The organism is Pantoea sp. ME81, assembly GCF_903970985.1.
Taxonomy (GTDB): Bacteria; Pseudomonadota; Gammaproteobacteria; order Enterobacterales; family Enterobacteriaceae; genus Pantoea; species Pantoea communis.
This window is the reverse complement of the sequence record NZ_CAJCKS010000048.1, coordinates 1-14,189: the sequence shown is the minus strand read 5'-3', so window position 1 is coordinate 14,189 and position 14,189 is coordinate 1. Positions and strand designations below refer to the sequence as shown.

Below are 14,189 nucleotides of genomic sequence, written 5' to 3'. Positions count from 1 at the left end.
GTGGCGGGCATTAAGCTTACTCAGCAGGCACATCAATCCAGATGGTTTTCAGCTCGGTGTACTGATCAAGTGCGTATACAGATTTATCACGTCCACCAAAACCAGACTGTTTATAACCCCCAAATGGCGTGGTTGCATCACCTTCACCGAAACAGTTAACCGTCACCGTTCCCGCACGCACTGCACGTGATACGCGAATAGCACGGCTTAGTTTGCCAGTGTAAACCGATGCCGCCAGACCGTAATCAGTGTCATTTGCCAGTGCAATGGCTTCGGCTTCCGTTTTAAAGGTGGTGACACACAGCACCGGCCCGAAGATCTCCTCGCGGAACAGTGCGCTTTTCGGCGTCACGCCATCCACAATGGTCGGCTGCACGTAAATACCGCGATCGGTGAATCCGCCCTGAATGATGCGTAATCCTTCTTTGCGCGCGGTTTTCAGATAGTCACTGACTTTGCAGAAATGATCGGTGGTGATCATGGTGCCCAGACGATTCTCTGGATCCAGCGGATTGCCCATACGCCATTCACCGATCTGCTCCGCGATCTGAGCGAGTAATTTATCCTTAACCCCTTCCTGCACCAGCAGTCGGGAAGTTGCAGAACAGTTTTCACCCATATTCCAGAATGCGCCGTTTAACACATTGGCGGCAACGCTGGCCAGATCTTCGGCATCATCGAACACCAGCGCCGGGTTTTTCCCGCCGCATTCCAGCACAATCTTCTTCAGATTCGATTCCGCGGAATAGTGCAGGAAACGGCGTCCAGTCGCAGTTGAACCGGTGAAGCTCACCATATCAATATCAGGATGCAGGCCGATGGGTTCCCCCACCTCTTTCCCGGTACCGGTGACGATGTTGAGCACGCCGGCTGGAATACCCGCTTCATGCGCCAGTTCAGCCACGCGCAATGCCGTTAGCGAAGTTTGCTCCGCCGGCTTCACAATCACCGAGCAGCCAGCAGCCAGCGCTGGGCCGATTTTCCACGCCAGCATCAGCAGCGGGAAATTCCATGGCAGCACGCAGCCCACCACACCAATCGGCTCACGAACGATCATCGCCATCGCCCCGTTGCCGGTCGGCGCGGTCTGGTCGTACAGCTTGTCGATGGCTTCCGCATGCCAGCGAATCACGTGAATCGTCTCTGGCACGTCCACTGCCAGGCATTCGCTAACCGGTTTGCCGCTGTCGAGGCTTTCCATTACCGCCAGTTGCGTGACTTCGTTTTCCAGTAAGTCAGCTAGCTTGAGTAATACGGCTTTGCGCTCGCCGGGATGAAGCTGGCTCCAGCTGCCGGCTTCAAAGGCACTGCGTGCGCCTTGTACCGCCAGGTTCACATCCGCGCTTTCACAAGCAGCGATGTGCGTCAGAATCTCACCCGTCGCAGGATTGGTGGTTTCCAGTGTTTTGCCGGAGACCGCCGCAGTAAAACGTCCGTTAATGAACGCCTGATCCGGGAACCGCAGCTCTCGCGCCACGTTCACCACATCGCTCAGCGTTTGTACCTGTTTCATACGCACTCCTTAAAGCACTGCAACGGCTGCCACATTGCGTTTCACACCGTCGATCACGGCCTGCAACTGCGCTTTCTCTTCTTCTTCCAGTGCCTGCAGCGGTGCGCGCACCGGGCCTGCTTTCAGGCCTGCCAGTTCAGAACCGTATTTAATCGACTGCACAAATTTGCCGCCATCAAGGAAGTTCATCAGTGGCATCATCGCAGCCATGATCTTACGTCCTTTATCGAAATCTTTTTCCACGACGCAGGCGTTGTACAACGCGACGTGCTCACGTGGAATGAAGTTAGAGCCCGCACACACCCAGCTACGCGCGCCCCAGGCGAAGAACTCCAGCGCCTGATCATCCCAACCACAAGAAAGCGCGATGTTCGGGAATTGACAGGCCAGCAGATGCAGATTGTTGAAGTCGCCTGAACTCTCTTTAATCGCCACCACATTTTTCGAACGGCTCACTTCGCGGAAGTAAGTTTCTCCCATGGAGATGCCCATACGGCCCGGATAGTTGTACAGCATGATCGGCAGTTGAGCGGCCTTGTCGACGGTCAGCGCATGGTGGGCGTTTTCCAGTTCGGTTGGCAGCGCATACGGCGGTGACGTCACCAGAATGGCATCGGCTTTATGCTCACGAGCGTGGGTTGCAAAAGCCACCGCGTCTTCAGTGCGAATCGCGCCAGTACCCACAATCAGTGGCAGACGGTTGCCAATCACTTTACGTGCATGTTCAACCAAAGACAGACGCTCTTCCGCGCTTTGTGCATAATACTCACCGGTTGATCCACCGATGATAATGCCGTGCACGCGCGCTTCGATCAGCGATTCGAGGACGTTGGCGAACGCCGCGAAATCAATGCTGCCATCTGCTGCGTAAGGGGTAATTGCCGGGGTGTAGATACCTTCAAATGTCATCACGAAATCTCCAGGTGAATTCAGGACCAAATGCAACGCCGTATGGTTGCGTTTGTTAACAATTTGCATATCGCATGGAGAGAGGTCAATCGGGATAAGTTTTTTGTATACGTGAAAAATACAAAGGAAATACTGTTAGATGGAACATTCCTACCAGGAATTAATTTATATTCATTATTAATCAACAATTTAAATTATTTTTAGTGCCGTAATAATTTTCTAAATGAATTCAGATAACGATCACATTCCACAACTATCGTCCCCTTTGACGTATTTACACTGTGCATCAGGCGGCATAGTTTTATGCTGGTTTTAACCTGAATTTAACAGGTAAGCTTGCACCGGCATTTCAGGTGAACATTGTGTAGAAGAGGTAGCGGGTGATGCCCCAAAAGAAAGCGACGCTCATAGGTTTGATTGCCATCCTGTTATGGAGCGCGATTGTTGGATTGATCAAAAGTGTTAGCGAAGGCTTCGGTCCGATCGCTGGGGCGGCATTGATCTACAGCTGTAGTGCCATATTGCTGCTGTTCAGCGTGGGATTTCCCAACCTGAAAAAATTCCCCCGCCGCTATGTGATTATCGGCAGCGTGCTGTTTGTCTGCTACGAACTTTGCCTGTCGCTCTCACTCGGGTTTACCCATAGCGGACGGCAAGCGATTGAAGTGGGCATGGTAAATTATCTATGGCCAAGTATGACGATTGTGCTGGCGGTGATTGTTAACCGGCAAAAAGTCAGCCCGCTGATTATTCCGGGCGTGATTTTAGCCGTGGCAGGAATATGCCGCGTACTGGGTGGTGATCAAGGATTTTCGCTCAGTGAGATGACGAACAATATAATGGAAAATCCGTTAAGCTATGGCCTGGCATTTACCGGCGCCATCATTTGGGCCATTTATTGCGTGGTCACCAAACGAATTGCCAACGGTAATAACGGCATTACACTGTTCTTTGTTTTAACAGCATTAACATTATGGGTTAAATACCTCATTTCGCCGCAACCCGAATTTGCACCCTCTTTTAATACGTGGATTTCACTGGCGCTGGCGGCGATGGCAATGGGATTCGGTTACGCGGCGTGGAACGTCGGCATTTTGCATGGCAATGTGACTGTATTAGCCGCCGCCTCTTACTTTATCCCGATCATTTCGTCGATTTTAGCGGCCTTTATTCTCAGTTCGCACCTTACCCTGTCGTTTTGGCAAGGCACGGCGATGGTCAGTCTTGGGTCGTTAGTCTGCTGGTGGTCAACACGTACCGTTGCCAGCAAAAGTGTCAGCAGTAAGATTTCTGAATAACGCTTCGGGAGGCATGGTCGCCTCCCGCAAAAAAGCCACATCAAAATGATAAAGCTCTCAGTTGTATTTATCCGACTATCCTGCACCGGAGGAAATGATATATGAAACAATCCCGTTAGCGTTATCGATGCACTTCTTTTTTAATTTCTGTTCTGAATAACATTTTAATCACCGCTACAGGTTTAAATTTATCTGGCGTCCTGATGATGTTAAGCACCCATCGCAGATTGTGCTTAATTCAGTCGCATTGGCGTAGTGAAGTTCCCTCACGCCGAAAAGAAACAGGAGTAAAACATGTCCAATAACATGTCTGTTGAAGATGTTCCTATCAGCCGTTTCCACCGCTTATTAACGGTGCGCTCAGGCGGCGGCTCTTTCGTCGATGGCTATGTGCTCAGTATTATTGGTATAGCCATGACGAAAGTGTCGCCGGCCTTGGGTCTCAGCCCATTATGGGAAGGTCTGATTGCGGCTTCCGCCCTGATCGGGATTTTCTTTGGTGGCTTCATGGGTGGCGTACTGACCGATCGCCTGGGTCGCCGCATGATCTACTTCGTTGGCCCAACCCTCTTTATTGTCTGTTCGCTGGCGCAGTTTTGGGTACAAAGCGGGGAAACGCTCTTTGCCTTACGCTTTATGACAGGCGTGGCTGTGGGCATTGAATACCCGGTTGCTACCGCTTTTCTGGTTGAGTTTATGCCGAAGAAGTCACGCGGCCCCTGCCTCGCCACGCTCACCATTCTGTGGTTTGCCGGGGCGGCCACCGCGTATCTGGTGGGTGAAGCTTTGCTGAATTTTGGCGGTGTAGAAGCATGGCGTTATACGTTGGCGAGCACCGCAGTCATCGGCGCGCTGCTTTTCATTGTAAGAATGGGTACACCTGAATCACCGCGCTGGCTGATTAGCAAAGGACGACATCAGGAAGCAGAAGCCGTTATCCGCCGCGTCTATGGCGACCGCTTTAGTCTAAAGAACCTGCCCGCACAACCTGAAAACAATCACCTGTCATTCGGTAGCTTGCTGCATTCCGGTTATGGCAAACGCATGGCGTTTGTGACCATTTTCTGGACCTGCTCGGTTATTCCGGTGTTCGCCGTATACGCCTTTGCACCCAAAGTTTTGCAGGCGCTACATCTCAGTGGTGATTGGGCATCATACGGTTCCATCGCCATTACCTTGCTGTTCGTGGTGGGCTGCATGATCGGCACGCGTTTGGTGAACTCACTGGGACGCCGTAAGTTGCTGTTGCACAGTTTCTTGTGGTCAGGTCTGGCACTGCTGTTACTCGGTGCCTTGCGTGATGGCCCTTCAATGATCATCCTGCTGATGTTTGGTGCTTACGCCCTGTTTATCGGCGGCGCGCAGGTGCTGCAGCTGGTCTATCCAAATGAGATCTTCCCCACTGAAATTCGCGCCGGAGCCGTCGGCATTGGCACCTCAATGTCGCGCATTGGCGCGGCGGTGGGAACATATCTGGTACCGATTTCACTGCAAACCATCGGCATTGGTTCCACCATGTACATTGCTGCAGGCATTACGTTTATCGGCCTGATCGTGTCGTGTTTCCTGGCACCAGAAACCGCATCGCGCAATCTGGATGATGCGGCCTCACTGGAGGAAGAAAGCCCAGCGCCATCCGTTTCTGGCAAACTCTCTAAGCATTCGCACTAAGTAAAAAGGGGCCATTTCGGCCCCTACTCCTTAACCAATCTCTCCACCACACGCCGCCGTTTACGAAACGAGCTGGGCGTTTCGCCATACTGCTTACGGAACCAGGCAATCAAATGTGAAGCATCGGCAAATCCTGTCGCAGTGGCAATCGCATTGATGCTGTTGCTGGAGTCCGCCATCAACTTGCGCGCCAGCTCCAGCCGCATACGCCGCCAGTAGACAGCCGCCGAGTAGCCGGTGCATTTGGTGAAAATCAAATTGAGCTGGCGGAAAGTGACGCCTGCGAATTCGGCTACATCGGCCAGTGGAACCGGCGAATCGAGGTGATGTTTCATGAATTCGATGACCTTATTCACCAGCTCGTTTTCATACACATCCGGCTCGTTAAGCGTGTTCTTTTGCTGTGTCTTTTTGACCGGTGCAGCGGGCTCTTCCACCAGCAAATACTTTAAGACCTTCTGTGAACGCACCAGCCCACAATGCTGGCGGATCAGATCGGCAGCGAGATCGATCGCCGTGCCGCCGGGGCAGGAAATGATGCCGCCATCCTTGATATAGGTCTTGTCGATGACCGGAATCGCTTTCGGGAATCGCAGACGAAATTCATCACGCGTGGTGAAATGAATGGCGCAATGCCGCCCATCCAGCAGGCCTGCGTTGCCAGCGACAAAGGCGCCGCTACACAGCGTGATGATGGGAATATTACGCGCATGTAAGTCGCGAAGTGCCTGTAACAGCCACGGTGGCGACTGGCGTGTTTCTTCCAGTAAGCCTCCCGCCAGCACAAAGTAATCCCAGTTCTTGCTGAAATCGAGGTCAGCCGTAGGCGAAACCGGTAGTCCGCAGCTGGCTGTGATCGGCTGGTTATCACAAGTCATCCATTCCCAGCGACAAAAGATCTGGCGACTGGTAAACGATTCGTCTGCCGCAAAACGCAGTGACTCTACCAGCCCCGCGACGGAGGCCAGGGTAAAACTTTTCATCAGCAAAAAGCCGATGGTGAGATCCGGTTTCGGTTCGCCAGGTTGCTCGGCGAAAGCTGTTTGCGGCATGTTATTCAGGTTCCTGCAATCCACCCAGTTTGCTTAATAAGCGCTTCAGATCGGCGATATCCTGGCTGTTGAGGCCGGTGGTGATCATCTTCTCCGCGCTTTTTGCCTGCTCAATCATACGATTCAGCATCACTTCCCCTTCTGCGGTCATCGACACCAGTTTACGACGACGGTTGTTCACATCTGTCACTACATTCAGCAAACCGCTTTTATTCATGCGATCAATAACATAGGTGCCGGTAGCTTTATCAAACCCGGCACGCTGACCCAGCGTTTGCTGATCACAGGCTGACTCCTCAGCCAATACCACCAGAATCGCGTATTGCACGGCTGACAGGCCGGTATCCACACATTGAGACCAACAAAAAGTCGAGTGTTGTCCGGCACGCCTTACAAGGTGCATTAACGAACAATCGCCGTGCGGCCACAAGGGGGCGGCAAGAATTAAGTCAGGATTTTGTGACATCGGTGCACTTGACTCCTTAAATCGTCAAACTTATAGTTCGAACACAAACAGTTTGAGCTTAAACTATATAATAATTCGGGATACATATGAAGCTAGTTATCGGGATGACTGGCGCAACGGGTGCAGCAATCAGCGTCCGCGTGCTGTCTGCGTTGCGTGAACTTGAAGTCGAAACCCATTTAGTCATCTCCAAATGGGCGCGCGCCACCATCCAAATGGAAACACCTTACAGTGTACAGGAGGTCGCTGCCCTCGCGACCAGGACTTACAGCGAACACGATTAGGCTGCGGCCATCTCCAGCGGATCATTTCGCGTGGATGGCATGATCGTGGTGCCGTGCAGCATGAAAACCCTGGCGGGTATCCGCAGCGGTTATGGCGATGGACTCATTACGCGCGCTGCTGACGTGACGCTCAAGGAGCAACGCAAGCTGGTGCTGGTGCCACGTGAAGCCCCGCTCAACGCCATTCACCTGGAAAACATGCTGGCGCTCACCCGCGCGGGCGCGTTGATGCTCCCGCCAATGCCTGCTTTCTACAACAACCCGCAGTCCGTTGACGACATCATTAACCACACTGTTTCTCGCATTCTTGATCAGTTCGGCCTTGATAACGACATTACCCATCGCTGGGCGGGTTCACGTTCTACCCTGGCTTAAGGAGAGCCTGATGAAATATTACGGCGATTTACGCAGCTTTATCACTGCCCTCGATGAAATGGGCGACATCATGCACGTGCAGCGTGAAGTGGATGGTGATTTCGAACCCAGCGCCATCACGCGCCGCAGCTATGAAATCCAGTCACCTGCGCCGCTGTTTCACAAGGTCGCCGGTGTCGCGCCGGGCTTTCGTCTGTTTGGTGCGCCTGCGGCATTATCGTCGCGCAGCGATATGCCCTACGCACGCGTCGCGATGTCACTGGGCTTAGCCCCTGAGTCCAGCGGCCCGGAGATTATCGAAGCTCTGTCCGCTGCCCGCTTTAAACCCGGTATTCCGCCTGTCCGCGTTGAGTCTGCTCAGGCAGAATGCCAGCAGAATATATTACGTGGCGATGCGGCGAATCTTGACCGCTTCCCTATCCCGTTCGCTCATGACAAAGACGGTGGTCGTTACGCCAACACCTGGGGCACGCTGATTGTGAAAACCCCGGATGGAAAATGGGTCAACTGGTCTATTGCCCGCGTGATGAAGGTGGATGGCAAGCGCATGGTTGGTCTGATTGTACCAAGTCAGCATATTGGTCAGATCTGGACGCAGTGGGTAGCTCGCGGTGAGCCGATGCCTTATGCACTCGTGCAAGGTCCTGCGCCAGCGATCTCATGTGTTTCAGGGATTCCGATCCCAGCCAACGCGGATGAAGCCGATTACATCGGCACTTTGGCGGGAGAGCCAGTGCCGGTAGTGAAAGCCATTAGTCTCGATCTTGATGTGCCCGCAACGGCTGAAATTGTGATTGAAGGCCATGTCTCGATTGAGCGCGATTGTCAGGAAGGTCCCTACGGCGAGTACGGCGGCTATCTGGGCGAAGGCTCTTCGGCTCAGCCCACTTTCCACGTGGAAACCATTACCCATCGCGACGATCCGATCTGGCCGATGTCGATCACCGGCCGCCCCACCGATGAATCGCACACCTTGTGGGCAATGGGCTTAGCGGCGGATGCACTGACTTATCTGCGTGAAGCGGAATTGCCGATCAAAACCACCTGGATTCCGGAAGATTCCACCGTGCACTGGTTGCTGGTGGTGATGCCAGAAAACTGGCGCGAACTGCTGCCGGGTGTCAGCAGTGAAGAGTTGGCCCAACGCATTGGTGAAGTGCTGTTCAAAACCGATGCGATGGTATTTATCCCGAAAGTATATGTCGTGGATGATGACTTTGATCCCACCAACCTGCGTGAAGTGGTTTGGGCATTGTCAACGCGCGTGCATCCAGTCGGTCGTCGTGCTGTATTTGATGATCAACGTGTCATTCGCCTGCCGCAGTGCTATGACGAGGCCGAGTACGTTGCCGGTAAAGGCGCCAAAGTCGTGTTTGACACCTTACAGACTAAGCGCCATTTGCATGCTTCGTTCGCGCAAGGCTATCCGGAAGAAGTACGTCAGCGCATTCTGGATAACTGGCCGGAATAAATAATACACACCAACCGTAGCGGCCACATTTATTGCGCATCTTCCAGTGCCACCCTGGCTTTGAATACGCGTGATAAATCACGCCGCTAAGGTGCTCAACGCCTCTTCTACTCATGAAACGTAGCGACGCAATATATTGCCAGTATTGACGTCTCATGCATGCGCTAAGAGCCGCGCCGCTAGCGCATAAACATCTTGCGATACATCGATGGCGTCATGCCCGTCACCTTAACAAAAGCCCGTCGTAGAACATCGTTACTGCGGTAACCACAGGCGGCCGGAATGGCTTTCAGCGGCATTGATCCTGCTTCCAGCAACTTACGCGCTTGATCAATTCGCGCATTCTCCAGCCAATTGCCCGCCTGTACATCCATATGCTGACGGAAAAGCCTCGCTAAATGCCGTGTGCTAATTTGCATATGTGCGGCAAGATCATCAAGTGAACTCACCTGCGCCAGATTGGCCAAAGCCCATCGCTGCATCTCCTGAAACGCACTGCGCCCACCCAGCGAAAGTGGTTGTTTGCGAACAAAATGCCCTTGATTCACTGGCCGTTGAAAGAACATCACCAAATTGGCAGCGATATCCTGAGCCAATTCGCGCCCCAAATCTTCTTCCACCAACCTCAGGGCAAGATCGAGCCCCGACGTGACGCCAGCGGCGGTACGCAATCGTCCATCTGCGATATAAAGCGCATCGGCCTCCACCTGCGCATCCGGTACCTGTTCCATCAGTGCGTCAGCGCAGGCCCAATGGGTCGTCACTTTTTTACCACTCAGCAACCCGGTTTGTGCCAGCAGCAGCGCACCGGTACAAATCGAGCCAAAGCGCTGGCTGTGATGGCATAGCTCAATCAGACGAGCGGTTTGCTGCGCAGTTAGCTGCATATCCCGCGCCTCAGGTGCCCCCGCGATCAGAAACGTGTCAGTTTGCTGGATATCGTGCAGTGTGATATCCGCCATCAGGCGCACGCCCGAGGAACAACGAATATGTTCCCCTTCCAGTGACATGACTTGCAGCTGGTAAACGGCACGATTGAGCAGTCGGTTAGCTTCGGCAAACACATCCAACGGTCCAGAGACATCGAGCAATTGCGCCCCCGGCACCGCTAAAATCGCAAGATGGTGATTCATGCGCTATTCCCGTCTGTAAAAGTCTTAATGTCTTAAAAGGTCGCAAAAAGCTTATTTAAGACATTCTGCCTCGGCATTAAGCTGGTTGCAACTTAACCGAGCGGAGAACCTCCCATGAAATTTTCCATTAACGGCATCACTATTCCCGATACTGCAATGACCCGTGACGCGACGACGTTCGTCCGTGATACCGAATCCGATTTGCTGTTTCACCACTCCAGCCGCGTCTATTACTGGGGCGCACTCGCAGGACGCCGCTTAGATCTTAAGGTGGATGCTGAGCTGCTTTATGTCGGCTGTATGTTCCATGATGTTGGCCTGACGCACGAACACTGCAGCTGCGACAAACGCTTTGAGGTGGATGGCGCCAATGCGGCGCGCGATTTCTTGCAACAGTATGGTGTAGAGCAGGCCGATATCGATAAAGTCTGGACCGCGATTGCGCTGCATACCACCCCGGGCATTCCGCAATTTATGGCCCCGGAAATTGCGTTAGTCACCGCTGGCGTGGAAATGGATGTATTGGGCATCAACTATGATCACTTCAGCGATGCGGAGCGTGAAGCCGTGGTAGAACAGCATCCACGCCCAGCCCAATTTAAGGAGGAGATTATTCAGGCGTTCTACGATGGCATTAAAAACAAACCTGAGACCACCTTTGGCAATGTCAAAGCCGATGTCATAGCCGACAAGCAGCCTGACTTCTCGCCAATGAACTTTTGTAGCGTCATCCGTCAGTCACGCTGGGTGGGATAAGTGGTGTGGCGCAGCAGTAGCCGCGCTTCTTAGTCTGCTAATTGATAAACAATGGCTAAGCCGCACGGCTGGCTATCGAGAGATAAATGTCGCACCAGCCGGGAAAAAGGCGCTCCAGCGCCTATTTTGCGTGCAGTTGTAAACATCAAAATAACACGCTCGACACAAATATAACCTTTATCAAATCAGCAAAATTTAATCATCGATCATTTTATGTACTGTTCACTTATCGTTGCTAATATAGTGACGCAACACACAGCAATGCGTTGCCTACGAGAATTTTTCCTTGGTTTAATTACCCCGCCCGCTTAGCGGGCTTTTTTTTGTCCATGTATGCCCCATCCCAATAGCAGAGGCAGATGTTGAGTCAATAAAATGAGCGTTTCCTCTCATTAAGAAACGCTTGCTCTGCCGGCGTTGATGGGCGATTTAGGCGCTGATTACGATGTGGATAGCGACCAAACACTTCAATAATCTGCCGATGCTCTAACTCACTCTGATAGTAAGACGATCCTTTCAGCGCATCGAACAACACTTCGGCTTGTTGATGGATAACACGAGACTCGGCATGCATCCAGGGCATCAAGAGAAAGCCTTTTTCATCCAGGTTCAGTGACGCATAGCCCGGAATTTTCACCGCTTCCTGCGCGAGCAATAGCGCCATGCCATCCTGCTGCCAGGCGAGAGCACTGTCCCGGTGAAGATTGCGGGAGAATTGATCCAGCACGATGATTTCTGCCAATCGTCCCCGAATGTCTTTCCGCCAGGCCGATAGCTCACCGCGACGAGCCGCTTCCCAGCTATCATAAAAACCATCTCGTATCGCTTCATCAAACCCATCATTCTGTTTGAACCAATAGCTTTCATGGTGCGCGTTAAACCAGAATGCCAATACGGTTTCATACTCCATTCTCTTCCCCACAGATAATTCCCCTAATCACCATCAAGGTTAGGCTAAAATCGTGGTGGTTATCTGTTAGACTCGCGCGGGCGCAGTATGGATAAGGAAACCACTGAGGTGAATGCATGAGTAATCAACTGGATGAGCGACTACAAACCGAACTGGATAGAATCAACGTAGAGGAGCAGCGTAATGACCGCCCCTACTTTGATATTTCCTTTATCAAAAATTACCCCGGTTTATTCAGCCTGATGTGGATACTGTTTGTTCTTACCATGGCGCTGCTGTTGTACTCCGACTCTTTCGGCACCATCGAATATGTGGTCTGCATCCTGATTTTTGCGGTGTGTAATTTTTTCTTCTTCTTCCATGTCAATCCGTCGTACAAAGCGAAGGATATCGATAAAGGTGCCTGGAAGAATTGTTACACCGGTGACTGGTATATGGAAGTCCATGTCCGGGACGCTTTTGTCGATGAACTGCTGAACAGCGCCATTCTGACCGAGAGTGAAAAAACTCGGCTGAACGAGATGCGCGCCAGGAAAGGTTATCTGTACTTTGCTGATATCTATCGTTTAAGGCATTAAACCCGAGCGATTAATAGCGCTCAGATATTTTTATTAGCTACCGCACTGATAACGAGTGAAATGTGACAAATGGCAGGCGGTTAGTTAGTAACCGCCTGCCACTTGGTTAGTTTTTCAGCACCTCAGCTGTGGCAAACAGTTTATTCTTGCCGCCCATGCTGGTGATATGGATAGCATCGCCATCCATCGCGCGGGCTTTGTTATTGAGCTTCTGTTCTGCCTGATCCAACGTACCCGCACCGATAACCGAGCCGTAGCCAATACTCTTATTGTCGCTAAAGTAATGACGCGCCACGGCCTGACCCTAAACATCTAACTTATTACCATCATGATTATAGATTTCTGCCGCCTGCGCGCTCATTGCACAACTCGCCGCGATGGCTAATACGAGAATTTTCGCTTTCATTTATTTCATCTCTTAAGGTGATATGCCAATGCTGTTGTGGTTTTTATTTATTCACTTCAAAAAATAGATTGAACAAAAAACCACAGCGGCAGTCTCACCAAATAGATTTATTCGAGCAAGAACATTTCGTCATATTACTGTCACAATCTGAAAGTTATATTGCGATTAGATGGATTGTCGGTGTGAAATTAAACCCTCACAAATCGAAGCTTGATGATAATTAAATCTTCCAGTGTTTCAGGCCAAAGTCGATAATGGCCTTTAATTTGGCGCTGGCAAAACGATCCTGGCGATAAACCATATTGACCGCTCGATTGGGAATGGTGAAATCCGTCAGTAATGGCACTAGAGCACCGCTGGTAAAGTCCTGTTGCAACAACACCTCAGGCTGCATGATAACCCCAGCCCCTGCGAGTGCCGCCTGCCGGAGCGCTTCGCCGTGATTAATACTGATGCAGTCATCAACGCTGACACTCACCTTTTCCTCACCGCGTTGGAAATGCCAATGTCGTTGCGCCTGTTTGAGCCTAAAGCCCAGACAATAATGGTTAGCCAGATCTTCCGGGCGCAGTGGCATACCCTGCGCAGTCAAATAAGTAGGCGCAGCGGCAATCGCCATGCGGTAACGTCCTAATGGCCGAGCCACCAGAGATAAGTCCTGTAAACTGCCGATACGAATCGCCACTTCGACTTCATCTGCCTGCAAATCCATCACGGAATCAGTCAGAAAAAGGTCGACGTTAACGCCAGGATGACGCAGACGAAATTCACCCAGCGTTGGCGCAATCACCCTTGCACCAAAGGTGGCAGGTGCAGAGAGGCGCAACAGCCCTTTAGCCTCCACATGCAACTGGTTGATCACCTGATGGGTCTCACCGATCAGCCCCAAAACTTGTTGGCAGTGCTGATAAAACACCTTGCCTGCCTCGGTCAGACCCATTTGACGCGTGGTGCGATGAAGGAATGTGGCGCTAAACTGCTGCTCAAGTGCTTTGATATGCATGCCTATCATCTGAGGCGTCACATCAGACTTCGTTGCCGCTGCAGTCATGCTGCCCTGATCGACCACATCGATAAAAATGGCCATGCTTTTGAGTAAATCCATTTGCGACTTTCCGTCCTTGTGCCCAAAGTATTGATCCTTCAATCAATACCTTGTGATGTCAATGCGCTTCACCGGTGTTTTTTGTCGCCACCCCAGCGCGAGCAAAGTAGGCAAACAATAGTCCGACAGTTGTCACCGCCGCCGCAACCAGAGGAAGTTGAGCCACTTTAACGCCTTGCTCTAACATATAACCACCCAACCACGCGCCGCCTGCATTACCAAGGTTGAACGCCGCGATATTAAACGACGACCCCAGCACAGG

13 protein-coding genes and 2 pseudogenes are annotated in these 14,189 nt (G+C 51.9%); 6 read left to right on the top strand and 9 right to left on the bottom strand.

Going from position 1 to position 14,189, the window contains the following annotated elements; genetic code table 11:
* Nucleotides 1-16 precede the first annotated feature (16 nt).
* Entirely contained in the window at nt 17-1,513 is a 1,497-nt protein-coding gene (locus H7A81_RS11315; protein ID WP_182057530.1) for an aldehyde dehydrogenase, read from the bottom strand.
* Between the two features lie 9 nt (nt 1,514-1,522).
* Nucleotides 1,523-2,422 (bottom strand): dihydrodipicolinate synthase family protein, encoded by a 900-nt coding sequence (locus H7A81_RS11310; protein WP_097119095.1) that lies wholly within the window; start codon nt 2,420-2,422, stop codon nt 1,523-1,525.
* A 383-nt stretch (nt 2,423-2,805) separates the two neighbouring features.
* On the opposite strand from H7A81_RS11310, the gene yddG reads away from it, so the two are divergent.
* Together yddG and H7A81_RS11300 are read left to right on the top strand one after the other, a co-directional pair.
* The gene (yddG, locus tag H7A81_RS11305) at nt 2,806-3,720 is read left to right on the top strand and encodes an aromatic amino acid DMT transporter YddG (protein WP_182057529.1); all 915 of its coding nucleotides are present in this window, start codon (nt 2,806-2,808) and stop codon (nt 3,718-3,720) included.
* Between the two features lie 294 nt (nt 3,721-4,014).
* Nucleotides 4,015-5,391: an MFS transporter gene (locus tag H7A81_RS11300; protein ID WP_182057528.1), complete on the top strand. Its 1,377-nt coding sequence runs from the start codon at nt 4,015-4,017 to the stop codon at nt 5,389-5,391.
* A 23-nt stretch (nt 5,392-5,414) separates the two neighbouring features.
* Here the strand turns inward: H7A81_RS11300 and H7A81_RS11295 are convergent, their stop codons facing one another.
* Together H7A81_RS11295 and H7A81_RS11290 are read right to left on the bottom strand one after the other, a co-directional pair.
* Nucleotides 5,415-6,443 (bottom strand): GlxA family transcriptional regulator, encoded by a 1,029-nt coding sequence (locus H7A81_RS11295; protein WP_182057527.1) that lies wholly within the window; start codon nt 6,441-6,443, stop codon nt 5,415-5,417.
* A 1-nt stretch (nt 6,444) separates the two neighbouring features.
* The gene (locus tag H7A81_RS11290; protein ID WP_255478943.1) at nt 6,445-6,792 is read right to left on the bottom strand and encodes a MarR family winged helix-turn-helix transcriptional regulator; all 348 of its coding nucleotides are present in this window, start codon (nt 6,790-6,792) and stop codon (nt 6,445-6,447) included.
* 203 nt (nt 6,793-6,995) lie between these two features.
* On the opposite strand from H7A81_RS11290, the pseudogene H7A81_RS11285 reads away from it, so the two are divergent.
* Both H7A81_RS11285 and H7A81_RS11280 read left to right on the top strand, forming a co-directional pair.
* Nucleotides 6,996-7,568 (top strand): annotated as a pseudogene (locus tag H7A81_RS11285) (non-oxidative hydroxyarylic acid decarboxylases subunit B).
* A 10-nt stretch (nt 7,569-7,578) separates the two neighbouring features.
* Entirely contained in the window at nt 7,579-9,039 is a 1,461-nt protein-coding gene (locus H7A81_RS11280) for a UbiD family decarboxylase (protein WP_182057526.1), read from the top strand.
* A gap of 179 nt (nt 9,040-9,218) precedes the next feature.
* Here H7A81_RS11280 and H7A81_RS11275 read toward each other — a convergent pair whose 3' ends face one another.
* Nucleotides 9,219-10,172 (bottom strand): GlxA family transcriptional regulator, encoded by a 954-nt coding sequence (locus H7A81_RS11275; RefSeq protein ID WP_058960939.1) that lies wholly within the window; start codon nt 10,170-10,172, stop codon nt 9,219-9,221.
* A gap of 114 nt (nt 10,173-10,286) precedes the next feature.
* Between H7A81_RS11275 and H7A81_RS11270 the strand changes: the two genes are divergently transcribed.
* Complete coding sequence (locus tag H7A81_RS11270) at nt 10,287-10,928, top strand: HD domain-containing protein (protein ID WP_182057525.1); 642 nt, start codon at nt 10,287-10,289, stop codon at nt 10,926-10,928.
* 367 nt (nt 10,929-11,295) lie between these two features.
* On the opposite strand, the gene H7A81_RS11265 is transcribed toward H7A81_RS11270, so the two are convergent.
* Nucleotides 11,296-11,838 (bottom strand): DUF924 family protein, encoded by a 543-nt coding sequence (locus H7A81_RS11265; RefSeq protein WP_160867516.1) that lies wholly within the window; start codon nt 11,836-11,838, stop codon nt 11,296-11,298.
* A 116-nt stretch (nt 11,839-11,954) separates the two neighbouring features.
* On the opposite strand from H7A81_RS11265, the gene H7A81_RS11260 reads away from it, so the two are divergent.
* Nucleotides 11,955-12,416 (top strand): YlaC family protein, encoded by a 462-nt coding sequence (locus H7A81_RS11260; RefSeq protein ID WP_182057524.1) that lies wholly within the window; start codon nt 11,955-11,957, stop codon nt 12,414-12,416.
* 106 nt (nt 12,417-12,522) lie between these two features.
* On the opposite strand, the gene H7A81_RS11255 is transcribed toward H7A81_RS11260, so the two are convergent.
* The 3 genes and pseudogenes from H7A81_RS11255 to H7A81_RS11240 form a co-directional block, all read right to left on the bottom strand.
* Complete coding sequence (locus tag H7A81_RS11255) at nt 12,523-12,711, bottom strand: YdgH/BhsA/McbA-like domain containing protein (RefSeq protein WP_182057523.1); 189 nt, start codon at nt 12,709-12,711, stop codon at nt 12,523-12,525.
* A gap of 331 nt (nt 12,712-13,042) precedes the next feature.
* Nucleotides 13,043-13,927: a LysR substrate-binding domain-containing protein gene (locus H7A81_RS11245; RefSeq protein ID WP_182057522.1), complete on the bottom strand. Its 885-nt coding sequence runs from the start codon at nt 13,925-13,927 to the stop codon at nt 13,043-13,045.
* A 58-nt stretch (nt 13,928-13,985) separates the two neighbouring features.
* Nucleotides 13,986-14,189, bottom strand: a pseudogene (locus H7A81_RS11240) (MFS transporter); the annotation flags it as partial.

Bases quoted from the DNA above. Each gene is read 5' to 3' on its own strand.
- H7A81_RS11315 (WP_182057530.1), bottom strand. From the start codon at position 1,513: ATGAAACAGGTACAAACGCTGAGCGATGTGGTGAACGTGGCGCGAGAG.
- H7A81_RS11310 (WP_097119095.1), bottom strand. From the start codon at position 2,422: ATGACATTTGAAGGTATCTACACCCCGGCAATTACCCCTTACGCAGCA.
- yddG (WP_182057529.1), top strand. From the start codon at position 2,806: ATGCCCCAAAAGAAAGCGACGCTCATAGGTTTGATTGCCATCCTGTTA.
- H7A81_RS11300 (WP_182057528.1), top strand. From the start codon at position 4,015: ATGTCCAATAACATGTCTGTTGAAGATGTTCCTATCAGCCGTTTCCAC.
- H7A81_RS11295 (WP_182057527.1), bottom strand. From the start codon at position 6,443: ATGCCGCAAACAGCTTTCGCCGAGCAACCTGGCGAACCGAAACCGGAT.
- H7A81_RS11280 (WP_182057526.1), top strand. From the start codon at position 7,579: ATGAAATATTACGGCGATTTACGCAGCTTTATCACTGCCCTCGATGAA.
- H7A81_RS11275 (WP_058960939.1), bottom strand. From the start codon at position 10,172: ATGAATCACCATCTTGCGATTTTAGCGGTGCCGGGGGCGCAATTGCTC.
- H7A81_RS11270 (WP_182057525.1), top strand. From the start codon at position 10,287: ATGAAATTTTCCATTAACGGCATCACTATTCCCGATACTGCAATGACC.
- H7A81_RS11265 (WP_160867516.1), bottom strand. From the start codon at position 11,838: ATGGAGTATGAAACCGTATTGGCATTCTGGTTTAACGCGCACCATGAA.
- H7A81_RS11260 (WP_182057524.1), top strand. From the start codon at position 11,955: ATGAGTAATCAACTGGATGAGCGACTACAAACCGAACTGGATAGAATC.
- H7A81_RS11245 (WP_182057522.1), bottom strand. From the start codon at position 13,927: ATGGATTTACTCAAAAGCATGGCCATTTTTATCGATGTGGTCGATCAG.